A 16,322-nucleotide genomic window follows, 5' to 3' on the forward strand; every position below is an offset into this window, starting at 1 on the left:
GCCCATGTCGCGTTCTCGCCCCGGAATAATGCCAACGCTGGTGGTTATGGCGTTGCTGCCTGTGTTGGTGTCACTGGGCTTTTGGCAGCTAAGCCGGGCGGAGCAAAAACGCGTGCTGTTAACCCGCTATGCCGAACGCCAGCAGGCCGCACCGCTGACAGTGAATCAACTAATAGCCACCGCTGAACCGGTGTTTCGACGTGTGCAGCTACGCGGGCATCTCGACGCCGAGCACAGCCTGTTGTTGGACAACCGGATTCGCGACGGGCAGCCCGGTGTCGAGCTGCTGCAACCGTTTCAGGATCAAGCCAGTGGTCAGTGGGTACTGCTCAATCGCGGCTGGCTGCCGTGGCCCAATCGCCGAACGCCTCCCGTATTTAGCACGCCGCAAAATATTCTGGATGTTCTGGGCTGGGTGTATGAATCGCCAGGTGCGGTGTTCCAGTTACAGGCTGATCCGTTGGCCGCACCTTGGCCGCGTCTCATCACGGCGGTAGCGCCCGCTGCACTCTGGGCCGAACTGGGCCGCGAAGGCTTTGCCGATGAAGTGCGTATCGCGCCGGGTGCCGCCGCTTATCTAGCCGACTGGCCTTTGTTATCCACAGGCATGGGCCCGGAAAAACACACCGCCTATGCCGTGCAATGGTTCGCGATGGCGCTGGCGTTGCTGGGACTTTATGGGTATTTCGGTTGGTATCACGCGCAGGAGAAAGCTCATGGCAAGCGTCATCAATCGCTCTGATACCCCTCGCTCGCCCGATCCGGCCATACGGCGGCGCGGACGTTTGCAACTGCTCCTGATTCTGCTGCTCACCCTTGGCCCGATGGCGCTGGCCACGAGCATGTACACGCTCAAATTCTGGGTACCTGAAAGCCGCAACTATCACGGCGAAATGATTGGCAACGGGCAAGGCCGCGCAGCGTTGGGCGTCAGCAGCGATGAACAGCGTTGGCAGTTGCTGGTGACCGCCCCGAACGGGTGTGACGGAGATTGTCAGCAGTTAGTCTATTTGGCCCGCCAGCTTCAAATTGGCTTGGGCCGCGATGCCTCACGAGCGACCCACGCGCTGGCGGTGGGGCAGCCGGTAGACACGGCCTATGCCACCCGGTTGCAACGTGAATACCCGCAACTACAGCGCTACACCCTGAACGTGCCGACTTATACACAGGGCGCAGAAGGCAATGGCGCAGCGCAACTGTGGATCGTTGATCCGCACGGCAACCTGGTGTTGCGCTACGACCCGCAGGTCAAAGGAAAAGACGTGCTCACTGACCTGCGCCACCTGCTCAAGCTGTCCAATATCGGATAGGGAGGCCATGTCATGGCCAAAGCCGGATTTCGCCTTGCCCTCTTGGCCACTTTACTGGCCCTGATGGTCGTGTTGCTCGGGGCCTACACCCGACTGACCCATTCAGGCTTGGGTTGTCCGGATTGGCCGGGCTGTTACGGATTTATCAGCGTGCCCAGCACAGACGCGCAATTGGCCCATGCCGAACTGCACTTTCCCGAGACGCCGGTTGAGGCGGCAAAAGGGTGGAGCGAGATGGTCCATCGCTATTTTGCCGGCACCCTCGGATGCTTGATCCTGTTATTGACAGCACCGGCCTGGAAGCAGCGAAAACTGCCCGATCAGCCGCTCAAACTGCCGTTGTTTATTTTGCTGGTGGTGATCATTCAAGCAGCCTTTGGCATGTGGACCGTGACCCTGAAATTGTGGCCGCAGGTGGTCACTGCGCATTTGATGGGAGGCTTTGCGACCCTGAGCCTGCTGTTTTTGCTGACCCTGCGTTTGTCCGGGTCGCTGCCAGCTCTGGCCATACCACGACGCTTGCAGCGCTGGGCCACGGCGGGACTGGTGCTGGTCATCATGCAAATTGCGCTGGGTGGCTGGGTCAGTTCCAACTATGCCGCCGTGGCTTGTGTCGATCTCCCAACATGTCATGGACAGTGGTGGCCGGCCGCCGATTTCACCAATGGCTTTCATTTGACCCAACACATCGGCCCCAATTATCTGGGCGGCCAACTGGACAGCGAAGCACGCACTGCCATTCACCTCGCTCACCGACTCGGGGCGGTGCTGCTGACGCTGGTATTGGTAGGGTTGGCCTGGCAACTGCGCAGAGTCGGCATGCCTAAACTGGCAGGTCTCGTGCTGCTGGTGCTGGCCGCCCAAATAAGCCTGGGGTTGAGCAATGTACTGTTCGGCCTGCCTTTGGCCTTGGCGGTGGCACACAACGCAGGTGGAGCCGCCTTGTTGCTCACACTGGTGCTGGTCAACTACCACGCACGCACGGCTTTGGTCCGAGTCAGGGGCGGACACTTTCTGCAATGGGCGTAGGTGTTGTACCGTTGCGCTTAATTGATGACTACCCAGTGTTGAACCTTATGACTAAAACGCAGAAAACTGTCTATATCCTCGTCGCGTTGGTGGCATTGGTCATGGGCCTGACGTTTAACAAAATGATGTCGAATCAACAGCAAGGCGACAACACGTCATTGATTGATGCCGGAATCATTTTGCTGCCGCAAAGCCGTCATTTGCCGGCTATAGAGATGACTAATCAGGACGGTCAGCCGGTGGCGATAAACGAGCTGAAAGACAAATGGAGCCTGCTGTTTTTTGGCTATACCTTCTGCCCGGACATCTGTCCGACCACGCTTGCACAGCTGCGCCAGATCAAAAGTGAACTGCCTGAGGCCGTGCGGGACAAAGTGCAGATTGTGCTGGTCAGCGTCGACCCGAACCGCGATACACCCCAGCAGCTCAAGCAATACCTGGGCTATTTCGATCCGCAATTTGTGGGCCTGACGCCGGGGTCTATTGAAGAACTGCAAACCGTGGCGAATGCGCTGAGCATTCCGTTTATCCCGGCAGACACCCGCAAACCCGGTTACACCGTTGATCACAGCGGCAATTTGGCGCTAATAGGGCCGGACGGCACACAGCGAGGGTTTATTCGCGCTCCGCTCAACACCCAGAAAATGGTCGCCCAATTACCGGAGTTGGTGAAGCGAAAATAAAGGGAGGCTGTAGTCGCTACCGCAGGCTGCAATGGATCCGCAGCGGCTCTTCTCGCAGCCTGCGGCAGCGACTACAAAGTTAGGCTTAGAACGCCGGAACGATGGCGCCTTTGTACTTCTCATTGATGAACGCTTTCACTTCCGGGCTGTGCAGCGCAGCAGCCAGTTTTTTCATGGCGTCCGAATCTTTATCGTCCGGGCGAGCCACCAGAATGTTCACGTACGGCGAGTCGCTGCCTTCGATGACCAGTGCGTCTTTTTCCGGGTTCAACTTGGCTTCCAGCGCGTAGTTGGTGTTGATCAGCGCCAGATCAACTTGAGTCAGTACGCGTGGGATGGTGGCCGCTTCCAGCTCGCGGAATTTCAGGCCTTTAGTGTTTTCATTGATGTCTTTGACCGTGGACAGAATATTGGTCGAGTCCTTGAGCTTGATCAGGCCGGCTTTGTCCAGCAACAACAAGGCACGACCGCCGTTGGTGGCGTCGTTCGGGATCACAACCGTGGCGCCGTTTGGCAGTTCGTCCAGCTTCTTGTATTTGCTGGAGTAAGCACCCAGCGGCTCAAGGTGAACGGCTGCAACGCTGATCAGGTTTGTGCCCTTGGCTTTGTTGAACTCGGTCAGGTACGGCTGGTGCTGGAAGAAGTTAGCGTCCAGGCGCTTTTCGGCCACTTGTACGTTGGGCTGAATGTAGTCGGTGAAAACCTTGACCTTAAGGTCCACGCCTTCTTTGGCCAACGCGGGTTTCACGAACTCCAGAATTTCAGCGTGAGGCACCGGCGAGGCGGCCACCGTCAGCGTGTCAGCGGCATGAACTGAAAACGCCGCAACAGCGGCCACAGCAGCAATTAACTTCTTCATTCAGCAACTCCTTATGAACACCTGATTTCAGGCGCCTGCCAGCACGGAGCTGGCGGTTACGTTTATTAACGAGGGGTCGCGCTTATTTGCGCGAAAAGTGCACCACCAGTCGATCGCCCACTGTTTGCAGAATCTGCACCAGAATCAGCAACAGCACGACCGTGACAATCATGACGTCCGTCTGGAAGCGTTGATAGCCGAAACGGATGGCCAGATCACCCAAACCACCTGCACCGACCACGCCCGCCATCGCGGTGTAACCCACCAAGGTAATGGCCGTCACGGTGATTGCCGCATAAATGCCGGGACGCGCTTCAGGCAACAAAGCACTGGTAATAATCTGACGCGTGCTCGCGCCCATGGCCTGCGTGGCTTCAATGATGCCGCGGTCCACTTCACGCAGCGCCGTCTCGACCAGACGGGCGAAGAAAGGCGTCGCACCCACTACCAAGGGTGGAATGGCGCCAGCAACGCCCAGCGAGGTGCCGGTAATCAATACCGTCAGCGGGATCATCACAATCAGCAAGATGATGAACGGCAACGATCGCAGAATGTTCACCACCAGCGACAGCACCGAATACACGGCCTTTTGTTCGAACAGTTGGCGCGGGCTGCACAGAAACAGCAGCACACCCAGCGGAAGACCGAGCAGGATGGTGAACAGCAACGAGCCGCCGAGCATCATCAAGGTATCGCCCGTGGCCAACCAGATTTCCAGCCAGTCAATATTGGCGAAAAAACTCAATAGGGATTCCATTAGCGCAGCACCTCCATATGAACGTCAGCCGCTGTGAAGCGCGCAAATGCGGCCTCCATGTCGCCACCGGTGATGGCGAGGGTCAGTTGCCCATAAGGGGTGTCTTTGATGCGGTCGATGCGGCCAGCCAGAATGCTGTAATCCACGCCTGTTTCACGAGCAATCGTACCCAGCAGCGGTGCGTAGGTGGCTTCGCCCTGGAAAGTAAGGCGTACGATGCGACCCGGTACATGGGCAAAATCGTCGCGCTGCTCACTTTCGTCGATTTGCTCATCTTCCTGCACAAATCGCTTGGTCGTCGGGTGGGTGGGGTGCAAGAACACTTGCGACACAGGGCCTTGCTCAACGATCACGCCCGCGTCCATCACCGCCACTTCATCGCACACACGACGGATCACATCCATCTCGTGGGTGATCAGCACAATGGTCAACTTCAGTTCGCGATTGATCTCGGCCAACAGTTGCAACACAGAGGCCGTGGTTTGCGGGTCGAGGGCACTGGTGGCCTCGTCGCACAGCAACACCTTGGGCTTGGTGGCCAATGCACGGGCAATACCCACGCGCTGTTTTTGGCCGCCTGACAGCTGCGCCGGGTATTTTTTGGCATGGTCGGACAAACCCACCCGCGCCAGCAACTCAGCCACGCGCGCATCAATGGCGCTGCGGGACAATTCACCGGCCAGCATCAGTGGCATCGCGACGTTATCCGCCACAGTCTTGGACGCCAGCAGGTTGAAGTGCTGAAAGATCATGCCCACTTGCTGGCGAAAACGCCGCAGGCCGTTGGCATCCATCGCCGTCACGTCTTCGTTGTCGACAATGATTTGCCCGCCGCTCGGCGTTTCGAGGCGGTTTATCAGACGCAGCAGGGTACTTTTACCCGCACCGGAGTGGCCAATCAGGCCAAACACCTGGCCGCTCTCGACACGCAACGTCGTGGAGTGCAGCGCGGGAATGTCCTTACCGGCGACCCGGTAAGTTTTATGAACGTTATGGAACTCAATCACGTAGCGAACCTTGTGGGGCGCGAAAATAGAAGTCAGCGGTTAGCCGGGCGCGCATTTTAGCCTGTCCGTATAGAGGTTCTTAGCATTTATTTGCGCTCGAACCTTTGATTTGGCAATAAGACGACTAAAGGTCAGAAAAAAGGAACGACGCCAGCCGCCATCAGTCACTAGTTGAGCAACTCGTATCCCGCCTCGGGAAATTGTATGTAAGGCCCAAACCGTGGGGCTTTCACCAACAAGGAGTTATGTCTGATGAGCAGCAAAAAACCGTCTTCCGGCAAGAGCCAAATGGCCGGGACCGACACCCTGGACCGTAGCAACACCAACGTCAAACTGGACAGTCTCGAAACCTTTCGTGACGATGCAACGGACCAAGCGTTGCGCACCAATCAGGGAGTGAAGATTGCCGACAATCAGAACACCCTGAAAGTCGGTGCTCGCGGCCCGTCGCTGCTCGAAGATTTCATCATGCGTGAAAAAATCACGCATTTTGACCACGAGCGTATTCCAGAACGCATCGTGCATGCCCGAGGCACGGGTGCACATGGCTACTTTGAGACCTATAAATCCCACAGCGCGCTGACCAAAGCCGGATTCCTGCAAGACCCGGGCAAAAAAACGCCCGTTTTCGTACGCTTCTCAACCGTACAAGGCCCTCGGGGCTCCGGCGATACGGTGCGAGATGTACGTGGATTCGCGGTCAAATTTTTCACCGACGAAGGCAACTTCGATCTGGTCGGCAACAATATGCCGGTATTTTTCATTCAGGATGCGATTAAGTTTCCCGACTTCGTACACGCGGTCAAACCAGAGCCCCATAACGAAATCCCCACCGGAGGCTCTGCCCACGATACCTTCTGGGACTTTGTATCGCTGGTGCCCGAGTCGGCGCACATGGTGATTTGGGCCATGTCTGACCGCGCCATTCCTAAAAGCCTACGCAGCATGCAGGGTTTCGGCGTCCACACCTTTCGGCTGATCAATGCTGAGGGCAAGTCGAACTTCGTCAAATTCCATTGGCGTCCAAGTGCCGGCACCTGCTCATTGGTGTGGGACGAAGCACAAAAACTGGCAGGCAAAGATACCGATTACCACCGCCGAGATCTGTGGGAATCGATTGAAACAGGCGACTATCCTGAATGGGAATTCGGCGTTCAGATCATCTCGGAGGAAGACGAGCATAAATTCGACTTCGACATTCTTGATCCGACCAAGTTGATCCCCGAAGAACTGGTACCCATCACTCCGCTGGGCAAGATGGTGCTGAATCGCAACCCTGACAATTTCTTCGCAGAAACCGAGCAAGTCGCGTTTTGCCCAGGGCATATCGTGCCGGGTATCGACTTCTCCAATGATCCGCTGCTGCAAGGCCGTCTTTTCTCGTATACCGACACGCAGATCAGCCGCCTAGGTGGGCCTAACTTCCACGAAATCCCGATCAACCGGCCTGTTGCGCCTTTTCACAATAACCAGCGTGATGCCCAGCATCGCAGCACGATCCATAAGGGCCGTGCGTCCTACGAGCCTAATTCCATCGATGGCGGCTGGCCGAAAGAAACACCACCCGCCGCCAAGGACGGGGGGTTTGAAAGCTACCCGGAACGCATCGATGCCAACAAGATTCGTCAGCGCAGCGACTCGTTCAGCGATCACTTCTCTCAAGCCCGGCTGTTTTTCCACAGCATGAGCAAGCACGAGCAAGAACACATCATCGCGGCCTATAGCTTTGAACTGGGCAAGGTCGAACGCGAACACATTCGCGCACGACAAGTGAACGAGATCTTGGCCAATATCGACCTTGAGCTGGCCAAGCGTGTTGCCGAGAACCTGGGCTTACCGGCCCCTAAAGCCGGCACAGTCACTGCGCGCAAGGTCTCTGTGACCGAGTCGCCAGCGTTGAGTCAAGCCAACCTGCTGCCGGGCGATATCAAAACCCGCAAAGTGGCGATTCTGGCAGCCAACGGGGTGGACGGTCAGGCTATCGAAACGTTGAAACAGGCCCTGAAAGCCGAAGGCGCTCATGCCAAACTGCTTGGCCCTACCTCGGCACCCGTTAAAACCGCTGACGGCAAATTGCTGCCGGTGGACGCATCCATGGAAGGGATGCCTTCGGTGGTTTTTGATGCGGTATTCGTGCCGGGTGGCGCGGCGTCAATCAAAGCATTGAGTGGCGATGGTGTTGCGCTGCATTACCTGCTTGAGGCCTACAAGCACCTGAAAGCGATCGCCTTGCACGGCGACGCCAAACAATTGCTGGATGTGCTGCATTTGCAGGCAGATGAGGGGTTATTGGCAATCACGGATGCCAAGGATCTGAAAGCCTTCTTCGCCGCCATTGCACAGCACCGCGTGTGGGCGCGAGAGCCAAAGGCCAAGGCCATTCCAGCCTAAGAAACAAAAAAACCCGTAGCCTATGACACAGCTACGGGTTTTTTGGTTGGCGTCATGTTACGGCTTGCTGGGAACCAACACCATTTGCGCTGGCACATGGCGAATGATCTGGCGGTTCAGTTTCAGGTCAAAGTCGGGGTTGAGCTTTTTGACTCGCTTGCTGATCAAAGTGGCCAGCCACGGATAGTCAGCCGTGCGTGGCACCTGCAATGTAACGCCACACTGATAATTGACAACATCTTGCGCGATCAAGTCCAGTTGATGGCGAAGTTTCTTCATATCAGCGATGTTCAGCGCCACGGTTGTGCTTTCAGCGGCAGGGTCAAGCACCTTGGCCGGTGGCCGCGCTTCGGCTGCTTTGAGCGCCGCTTCGGCCTTATCCAGCTCAGCCTTGCGAGCATGGGCAATGGCGCTGTTGACGCCACTGGTTAACGCAGGTGCCTTGGGCATTAACGTGCGGGCACGGCTAAGCGCTGTCGCTGCGGCGTTGACATCGCCTTTTTGCAGAAAGATCTGACTGCGCTGCAGGTAAGCCTCAGCCAATTGACGTTGATACTGCACCAGCTGCGGATCGTCAGGAGTTTGAGCCTGCAAGGCGGCCAATTCGTCTTCAGCGGTTGCGAGTTCATTGCTGGTCAGGTTTTGCTCCAGCTGTGCGATAGCCGCAGCACGCTGTTGCTGCGCGAGCTGGTCGGCAGTCGGTGTGCTTTGGCAGGCCCCCAGCAGCAAGGAAAATGCGGCCAGGAGCAAATAACGGGAGTTAAACAGCTTCATTCCTGCGGCTCTCTAAGTGCGCAAAAAACGGGCAAGTCTACACCCCTCGACGGGGCAGAACAAAACTCAGCAAAAACAGTGCAGCGGCACACACCACAATCGATGGCCCGGCAGGTGTGTCCTTGAACCATGACAGCGCAAGACCACCACACACCGCCATCATCCCCAGCATACTCGCCCCCAGAGCCATCTGCTCCGGGGAGCGGGCGTGTCGTTGAGCCGCCGCCGCCGGGATGATCAGCAGCGAAGTAATCAGCAACACGCCAACGATCTTCATGGCCACCGCAATCACAATCGCGATCAACAGCATCAGCGTCAGGCGAAGGGCCGCGACCGGCAGGCCTTCAACCGTCGCCAACTCTTCATGCACGGTAATGGCCAGCAATGGCCGCCACAGCGCCACCAACAATGCCAGAACCACCGCACTGCCGCCGATGATCCACATCAAATCATTAGGGCTGATGGCCAAAAGATCGCCAAACAAGTACGCCATCAGATCGATCCGGACTTCGTGCATGAAGCTTAGTACGACCAGCCCGAGGGACAAGGTGCTGGGTGCGAGAATTCCGAGCAACGTGTCAGAAGCCAAAGGCTGGCGCTGTTGCAGGGTGACTAATATCACGGCCAACAAAAGACAGCCAACGGTAACAGCGATGGTCGGGCTTACATCCAGCAAAAAGCCCATCGCCACGCCGAGCAATGCTGCGTGGGACAGTGTGTCGCCGAAATAAGCCATTCGTCGCCACACCACAAATGAGCCCAAGGGCCCCGCAACGATCGCCAAAGCCAAGCCTGCCAGCAGGGCGTACAACAGAAAATCAGCCATGCTTGCAGCCTTCTCCATGAACGTGAGCGGACGCCGCAGCAGCGTCTTCGCTGACCACCGAGCCATGCAAATCATGGGCATGGTCGTGGTGGTGGTGATAAATCGCCAGGCTTGGCGCGTTTTTACCGAACAGTTCGACGAATGCCGGGTCATTACTGACTTGCTCAGGATGACCCGAACAGCACACATGGCGATTAAGGCATACCACCTGATCAGTGGTGCTCATCACCAGATGCAAATCGTGAGACACCATCAGCACGCCGCAGCCATGACGATCGCGAAGGCGGGTAATCAGGCTGTACAACTCGGCCTGACCCGCCACATCCACCCCTTGAACGGGTTCGTCGAGCACCAACAGTTCAGGTTTGCGCAGCAATGCACGCGCCAGCAACACGCGCTGCATTTCGCCACCGGAGACACTTTGCACCGGGCTGTCGATGACCTTTTCGGCGCCGACTTCTTTCAGCGCAGCCAACGCTTGGGCCCGATCAACCCCCGGCACCAAACGCAAAAAGCGCAGCACTGACAAAGGCAGCGTCGGGTCGACATGCAGTTTTTGCGGCATATACCCCACACGCAGCTTGGGCTTGCGCCATACGCTACCACTGGTCGGTTTCAGCAAACCCAATACGGCTTTGACCAAGGTGGTTTTGCCTGCGCCATTTGGGCCGATCAACGTCACGATCTGCCCCGGCTCAACGCTTAACTCAATATTATCGAGTACGTTTTGCCCGGCGAAGGTCACACACACCTGTTGCAGATGAATCAATGCAGCGCTCATCAGGCCTCCCGACAACCCGAACACAACCCCACCACTTCAACGGTTTGGGTTTCGACAGTAAAGCCGACCTCTCGTGCACTGTGGATGATTGCGTCGCTGATGGATTTTTGCTCAAGCTCAATGGCGGCATGACACTGACGACAAATCAGGAATTGCCCCTGATGCGCGTGCTCGGGATGACTGCACCCCATAAAGGCGTTAAGCGAAGCAATGCGGTGCACCAGGCCGTTTTCCAGCAGGAAATCCAGGGCCCTATAAACGGTCGGGGGCGCTGCGCGCCGACCATCCTGCTCGCTCAACACGGCCAAAATATCGTAGGCACCCAACGGCTTGTGGCTTTGCCAGACCAATTCCAGCACCCGACGACGCAAAGCGGTCAGGCGCAACCCTTTTTGAGCACACAACGCATCCGCTTCAGACAAGGCGCTGTGCACACAGTGAGAGTGATCATGGGGACGACTGGCAAGAGGGGTAATAGGCATGGGCGGCGACGATTTCCGAGAGAGACGTTATTATGTTACCTGTTTAAACCACTCTGAGTGATCATCGTGCCCCGTCTTTTTGCGATATTTATTGCTTTGTCCGCCAGTTTACTGGTGGTTGGCCCGGCTCAGGCCGAGGTGACCGTGCTCACCAGCATCAAGCCGTTGCAGCTGATTGCCGCAGCGGTACAGGAGGGTGTAGGTCAGCCAGAAGTGCTGCTGCCGCCTAATGCGTCGCCGCATAACTACGCTTTGCGTCCATCCGACGTACGGCGCGTCCAAGATGCCGATTTACTTTACTGGATCGGCCCGGACATGGAAGGGTTCCTGCCGCGCGTGATCAAAACGCGCACTAAACCATCGGTGTCGGTGCAAACCCTGCCAGAGCTCAAGCTGCGTCACTTTGCCGAAGATAGCCATTCACACGCAGAAGATGCCGCCGAACATGATCATGATCATCGTCCGGGCACACTGGATGCGCACCTGTGGCTGGCACCCGACAACGCCCGAGTGATCGCGGCCAAGATGGCTGCCGATCTGAGCCAGCAAGATCCCGCCAACGCAGCTAAATATCAAAGCAATCTCAAGGCCTTCAATCAGCGTCTGGATGCGCTGGATGCACGCCTTAGAACCCGTTTAGCCGGGATAGCCGACAAACCGTTCTTTGTCTTCCATGAAGGCTACGACTACTTCGAAAGCACCTATGGCCTTCAGCATGCAGGCACGTTTAGCGTGGCGTCAGAAGTACAGCCGGGAGCCCAGCACGTAGCAGCCATGCGCAAGCGATTGCAGGAAGCGGGCAAGACCTGCGTGTTCAGTGACCCGCCATTGCGCCCGCGCCTGGCTGAAACCCTGACTGCCGGCCTGCCGGTGAAGTTGGCGGAGCTGGATGCCTTGGGTGGCTACACCGAGGCCACCGCACAGGGTTATGAGCAATTGCTGGAAAAACTGGGCAACGACTTGGCTGGCTGCCTGGAAAGCTTGTAATCAGCGACAGGGATTCAGCCTGCCTTGTTGAGGCCGCAGCAGTTGACGAGTAGTGCGAGGCTACGTTCGGCGATCTAATCGTCGCAAAAGCTCAAACCCGGCAATGAGGGTGTGCCTGATGCACCGGATTGAAGGGCTTTACGACGGCTTTGCCGCCGATCGCAGCCTCGCGGAGCTCGTCAGCTGCTACAGGACTAGTGTCGCAGCCTTCGCTCCTCGTCAGCGAATACGGGTATTGCGGGTTACAGCGCAAACGGCAGTTGAATCTTGACTGCCTGATGCGCTGCCAAGCGGGTTTCAAACTCTCGCGGATCATGGATCAGCACATCCTGACCGGCAAACGTATGCGCGGCGATCAGGCGTGACAGCCAAAACCGAACGCAGGCCACGCGCAGCATGGTTGGCCACAGTTCGGCTTCACTGGCAGTGAACGGTCGCAGTGCCGCATAGGCGCCCAGCAGGGCACGAGCGCGTGGCGCATCGATCTGGCCTTGCTCATCTGCACACCAGTCGTTCAGGGCAATCGCCACGTCGTACAGCATCGGCCCGGAACAAGCGTTGTAAAAGTCGATGAGGCCGGTGAGATGCGTCCCTTCAAACATCGCGTTATCGCGAAACAGATCGCCATGCAGGTTGGCTCGGGGCAGGGCCATGATCTGTTCTTTACGCGCGGTAATTTCATCCAGCGCCTTTTGTAGCAGCTCGGCGGCCGCAGGCTCCAGATCGGCTTTCAACGCCGGGCCTTCGGCCAGCATCCAGTCAAGACCGCGATCGGTTTTACGCTCCAGCACATTGTCGCGTGTGGCCAGATGCAAGTGCCCCAGCAACTCACCCACCTGCGCGCAATGCTGCGCATTGGCGTCACGAATGTGTTTGCCCGCCAGACGCGGTTGCAGCAATGCCGGCTTGCCTTTGAGCTCGCGCAAGGCCTGACCGTCAACAGTGCGCAAAGCGAAAGGCACTGGCAAGTCAGCGTCATGCAGCACATCCAGCAGCTCAATGAAGAACGGCATCTCTTTGACTGGCCCGCGCTCCACCAGTGTCAGCACATATTCACCCTGCTCAAGGCTGATGAAATAGTTGGTGTTTTCGCTACCCGCGGCAATCCCCTGAAAATCGAGCAGGCGGCCGAGATTGTAAGGCGCAAGGAAGGTTTCCAACTCAGGGCGAGTCAGTGGCGTGAATACAGACATGATTTAGATTGCCAGTACGGGCGCCGCATAAAGGCGGCGCCAATTAAAGTTAAGACGCTACTTCCATTCGAAGATTTTCCACGAAGGAATCAGCATATCCGGCTGGTCGGAACGGATGAAATTGGCATCAGTACCATCAGCACGCACTAAAAAGTACGGCGGTGCTCCTTTTGGGGTGACCTTGATGGCATATAGGAAACCGTTTTGACGGTATTCCTGAATGGTTTTATCGCCTTCCGTGCGAATCGTGACTTCTGGATCATCGGCTGCAAAGGTTAACAGCGGAGTGAGTGCAAACAAACCGGTCAGCAACAGTCGATTAAGTGTACGCATGATAACCTTGTCCCTTTGTCGTCATTGGTCCGGACATTCTAGCGCCGGACTCGCCGAAAAGGTTGATCCTGCTCATGAGCCAAGCACCCCTCGTCCTGGTGGACGGTTCTTCATATCTCTACCGCGCTTTCCACGCGCTGCCGCCGCTGACTACCTCCAAGGGTATGCCGACGGGTGCCGTGAAGGGCGTGTTGAACATGCTCAAAAGCCTGCGCAAACAGTATCCGGACAGCCCGTTTGCCGTGGTGTTCGATGCCAAGGGCGGGACATTTCGCGATGACATGTACGCCGAATATAAAGCCAATCGCCCAAGCATGCCTGATGACATGCGGGTTCAGATCGAGCCTTTGCACGCCAGCGTGATCGCGCTGGGCTTCCCGTTGTTGTGCGTTGAAGGCGTTGAGGCCGATGACGTCATCGGTACGCTCGCCCGCAGCAGCGCGGCCGCTGACCGCCCGGTGGTGATCTCGACCGGCGACAAGGACATGGCGCAACTGGTCGATGGTCACATCACACTGGTCAACACCATGACCGGCAGCACGATGGACGTTGAAGGCGTTAAAGAGAAGTTTGGCGTCTCACCTGAGCAAATCATTGATTACCTCGCCTTGATGGGTGACTCGTCAGATAACATTCCGGGCGTCCCGGGCATTGGCCCCAAGACCGCGTCAGGCTTGTTGGTAGGCGTCGGTGGCGGTCTGGTGGACCTGTACGAAAAACTCGACATCGTGCCGACCTTGCCGATCCGCGGCGCTAAAAACCTGCCGGCCAAGCTCGAAGAACACCGTGAGATGGCCTTTCTGTCGTATCAACTGGCGACGATCAAAATCGATGTGCCATTGGATATCGGCCTGGAAGACTTACACCTCAAAGAACCCGACTGCGAAAAACTGATCGAGTTGTACACCGAACTGGAATTCAAAAGCTGGATCGCCGAAGTCGAGCGTGAGGCCAAGCGTGCCGGTCAGGTAATCGTTCATGAAGCACCTGAGGTACCGGCTGAGGCTGAGTCGCAGTACGAAACTATCCTCGATCAGGCGCAGTTTGAGGTATGGCTCAAAAAACTCAATGACGCCAAACTGATTGCCTTTGATACCGAGACGACCGGGTTGGATGCTCAGCAAGCGCAATTGGTCGGCCTGTCTTTTGCGGTGAAGCCGGGTGAAGCCGCCTACATCCCGTTGACCCATTCTTATATGGGTGTGCCGGAGCAACTGGATCGCGACACCGTATTGCGCGCGCTTAAACCCATTCTGGAAGATCCGAACAAAGCCAAGGTCGGTCAGCACGCCAAGTTCGACATCAATATTCTGGCCAACTGTGCCATTGGCGGTGATCAGGCATGCGGCATTAAGGTGCAGGGCGTTGCCTTCGATACCATGCTCGAGTCCTACGTACTCGACTCGACAGCCACGCGTCACGACATGGACAGCCTGGCGCTCAAATACCTGGGTCATGGCACCACCAGCTTTCAGGACATTGCCGGTAAAGGTGCCAAACAACTGACTTTTGACCAGATTTCACTGGAACAGGCAGGCCCATACGCGGCTGAAGATGCCGATGTAACTTTGCGCTTGCACAACGTACTGCACGAAAAGCTGGCGGCCATCCCAAGCCTTAACACGGTTCTGACCGATATCGAAATGCCGTTGGTGCCCGTGCTGGCGCGTATCGAGCGTCAGGGGGCGCTGGTGGATGCCAACCTGCTGGGCGTTCAGAGCGTTGAGCTGGGCGATAAGATGATCGCACTGGAACGTGAGGCTTTCGCCATTGCTGGCGAAGAATTCAACCTCAGCTCACCCAAGCAATTGGGCGTGATCCTGTACGAAAAGCTGGGTTTGCCAATCCTCAGCAAGACCGCCAAGGGGCAACCGTCTACCGCCGAAGCGGTGTTGGCCGAACTGGCCGAACAGGACTACCCGTTGCCCAAGGTGCTGATGCAGTACCGTTCGATGAGCAAGCTGAAAAGTACCTACACCGATAGATTGCCAGAGCAGATTAATCCGCGCACAGGCCGGATTCACACGTCTTACCATCAGGCAGTCACAGCGACCGGTCGCTTGTCCTCCAGCGATCCAAACTTGCAGAACATTCCAATCCGTACGGCCGAAGGCCGCCGGATTCGTCAGGCATTCATAGCCCCTAAAGGTTACAAATTGCTGGCGGCGGACTACTCGCAAATCGAACTGCGGATCATGGCGCATTTAGCCAAGGATGCCGGTTTACTAAACGCCTTCCGTAATAACCTGGACGTTCACAGCGCCACGGCCGCAGAAGTTTTCGGGGTTGAACTCAACGATGTCACCACCGATCAGCGCCGCAAAGCCAAGGCCATTAACTTTGGTTTGATCTACGGCATGAGCGCGTTTGGCTTGGCCAAGCAGATTGGCGTCGACCGTAAACAGTCACAAGCCTATATCGACCGTTATTTCGCACGCTATCCCGGTGTGCTGGATTACATGGAGCGCACGCGCACCCAAGCCGCCGAGCAGGGTTATGTCGAGACCATCTTTGGTCGTCGCCTGTACCTGCCGGATATCAACGCAAAAAACCCGGCGTTGCGCAAAGGCGCGGAACGCACCGCAATCAACGCCCCGATGCAGGGCACTGCGGCCGACATCATCAAGAAAGCCATGGTGTCTGTGGATAACTGGCTGACGGCCTCGGGCACTGATGCCCGCGTCATCTTGCAAGTGCACGATGAATTGGTACTGGAAGTGCGCGAAGACCTGGTAGATCAGGTACGCGAGCAAGTGCGTAGCCACATGAGCGAAGCGGCAACGCTGGATGTGCCGTTGGTGGTTGAAGTGGGCGTGGGCAATAACTGGGATGAGGCGCACTAAGCCGAAAAGGGTTTGCGCGCTTTGTTGACACTTTGCTGCCGCTCGATCGGCAGCAGAGTATCAACCC

The 16,322-nt window shown here is 56.9% G+C and carries 16 protein-coding genes; 7 read left to right on the top strand and 9 right to left on the bottom strand.

The features are described from left to right. Positions 1 to 4: 4 nt before the first annotated feature. The 4 genes from GHN86_RS02890 to GHN86_RS02905 are packed head-to-tail and all read left to right on the top strand — an operon-like array spanning position 5 to position 3,022. The gene (locus tag GHN86_RS02890; protein ID WP_153386090.1) at positions 5 to 742 is read left to right on the top strand and encodes an SURF1 family protein; all 738 of its coding nucleotides are present in this window, start codon (positions 5 to 7) and stop codon (positions 740 to 742) included. Then, positions 717 to 1,310, top strand: a complete 594-nt coding sequence (locus GHN86_RS02895; RefSeq protein ID WP_153377569.1) for a hypothetical protein — start codon at positions 717 to 719, stop codon at positions 1,308 to 1,310. The genes GHN86_RS02890 and GHN86_RS02895 overlap by 26 nt, the downstream gene beginning before the upstream one ends. 12 nt (positions 1,311 to 1,322) lie before the next feature. Beyond that, a complete protein-coding gene (locus tag GHN86_RS02900; protein ID WP_153386092.1) occupies positions 1,323 to 2,339 on the top strand; it encodes a COX15/CtaA family protein in 1,017 nt (338 codons plus the stop codon). 47 nt (positions 2,340 to 2,386) lie between these two features. Then, complete coding sequence (locus GHN86_RS02905) at positions 2,387 to 3,022, top strand: SCO family protein (RefSeq protein WP_153377571.1); 636 nt, start codon at positions 2,387 to 2,389, stop codon at positions 3,020 to 3,022. An 85-nt stretch (positions 3,023 to 3,107) separates the two neighbouring features. Here GHN86_RS02905 and GHN86_RS02910 read toward each other — a convergent pair whose 3' ends face one another. From GHN86_RS02910 to GHN86_RS02920, 3 genes are all read right to left on the bottom strand, one after another. Then, positions 3,108 to 3,881, bottom strand: a complete 774-nt coding sequence (locus GHN86_RS02910; RefSeq protein ID WP_153377572.1) for a MetQ/NlpA family ABC transporter substrate-binding protein — start codon at positions 3,879 to 3,881, stop codon at positions 3,108 to 3,110. 82 nt (positions 3,882 to 3,963) lie between these two features. Then, the gene (locus GHN86_RS02915; protein ID WP_122783473.1) at positions 3,964 to 4,638 is read right to left on the bottom strand and encodes a methionine ABC transporter permease; all 675 of its coding nucleotides are present in this window, start codon (positions 4,636 to 4,638) and stop codon (positions 3,964 to 3,966) included. Continuing rightward, positions 4,638 to 5,645, bottom strand: a complete 1,008-nt coding sequence (locus GHN86_RS02920) for a methionine ABC transporter ATP-binding protein (protein WP_122783474.1) — start codon at positions 5,643 to 5,645, stop codon at positions 4,638 to 4,640. Before GHN86_RS02920 ends, GHN86_RS02915 begins: the two co-directional genes overlap by 1 nt. Positions 5,646 to 5,897: 252 nt before the next feature. Between GHN86_RS02920 and katE the strand changes: the two genes are divergently transcribed. Continuing rightward, positions 5,898 to 8,036: a catalase HPII gene (gene katE, locus GHN86_RS02925; protein ID WP_153377574.1), complete on the top strand. Its 2,139-nt coding sequence runs from the start codon at positions 5,898 to 5,900 to the stop codon at positions 8,034 to 8,036. A gap of 57 nt (positions 8,037 to 8,093) precedes the next feature. Here katE and GHN86_RS02930 read toward each other — a convergent pair whose 3' ends face one another. Genes GHN86_RS02930 through GHN86_RS02945 form a run of 4 tightly spaced genes read right to left on the bottom strand, consistent with a single transcriptional unit; the run spans position 8,094 to position 10,899 of the window. Next, positions 8,094 to 8,810: a PA5502 family lipoprotein gene (locus GHN86_RS02930; protein ID WP_153377575.1), complete on the bottom strand. Its 717-nt coding sequence runs from the start codon at positions 8,808 to 8,810 to the stop codon at positions 8,094 to 8,096. A gap of 37 nt (positions 8,811 to 8,847) precedes the next feature. Beyond that, positions 8,848 to 9,636, bottom strand: a complete 789-nt coding sequence (znuB, locus tag GHN86_RS02935; RefSeq protein WP_153377576.1) for a zinc ABC transporter permease subunit ZnuB — start codon at positions 9,634 to 9,636, stop codon at positions 8,848 to 8,850. After that, positions 9,629 to 10,417, bottom strand: coding sequence for a zinc ABC transporter ATP-binding protein ZnuC (gene znuC / locus GHN86_RS02940; protein ID WP_153377577.1), 789 nt, complete (start codon positions 10,415 to 10,417; stop codon positions 9,629 to 9,631). The genes znuB and znuC overlap by 8 nt, the downstream gene beginning before the upstream one ends. After that, positions 10,417 to 10,899: a Fur family transcriptional regulator gene (locus tag GHN86_RS02945; RefSeq protein ID WP_153377578.1), complete on the bottom strand. Its 483-nt coding sequence runs from the start codon at positions 10,897 to 10,899 to the stop codon at positions 10,417 to 10,419. Before GHN86_RS02945 ends, znuC begins: the two co-directional genes overlap by 1 nt. Before the next feature lie 66 nt (positions 10,900 to 10,965). Between GHN86_RS02945 and znuA the strand changes: the two genes are divergently transcribed. Further along, positions 10,966 to 11,886 carry a zinc ABC transporter substrate-binding protein ZnuA gene (gene znuA, locus GHN86_RS02950; RefSeq protein WP_323369154.1) on the top strand — a complete coding sequence of 307 codons (921 nt, stop codon included), beginning with the start codon at positions 10,966 to 10,968 and terminating at the stop codon, positions 11,884 to 11,886. A 242-nt stretch (positions 11,887 to 12,128) separates the two neighbouring features. On the opposite strand, the gene GHN86_RS02955 is transcribed toward znuA, so the two are convergent. Both GHN86_RS02955 and GHN86_RS02960 read right to left on the bottom strand, forming a co-directional pair. Continuing rightward, entirely contained in the window at positions 12,129 to 13,079 is a 951-nt protein-coding gene (locus GHN86_RS02955) for a homoserine kinase (RefSeq protein ID WP_153377579.1), read from the bottom strand. Positions 13,080 to 13,136: 57 nt separating this feature from the next. Next, a complete protein-coding gene (locus GHN86_RS02960) occupies positions 13,137 to 13,412 on the bottom strand; it encodes a DUF2782 domain-containing protein (RefSeq protein WP_122783481.1) in 276 nt (91 codons plus the stop codon). Between the two features lie 74 nt (positions 13,413 to 13,486). Here GHN86_RS02960 and polA point away from each other — a divergent pair, with 74 nt between their 5' ends. Next, positions 13,487 to 16,255 (top strand): DNA polymerase I, encoded by a 2,769-nt coding sequence (polA, locus tag GHN86_RS02965; RefSeq protein WP_153377580.1) that lies wholly within the window; start codon positions 13,487 to 13,489, stop codon positions 16,253 to 16,255. Positions 16,256 to 16,322: the final 67 nt, after the last annotated feature.

Origin of the sequence: Pseudomonas helleri, assembly GCF_009600315.1 — a bacterium.
In the GTDB taxonomy this organism is placed as follows: Bacteria; Pseudomonadota; Gammaproteobacteria; order Pseudomonadales; family Pseudomonadaceae; genus Aquipseudomonas; species Aquipseudomonas helleri_A.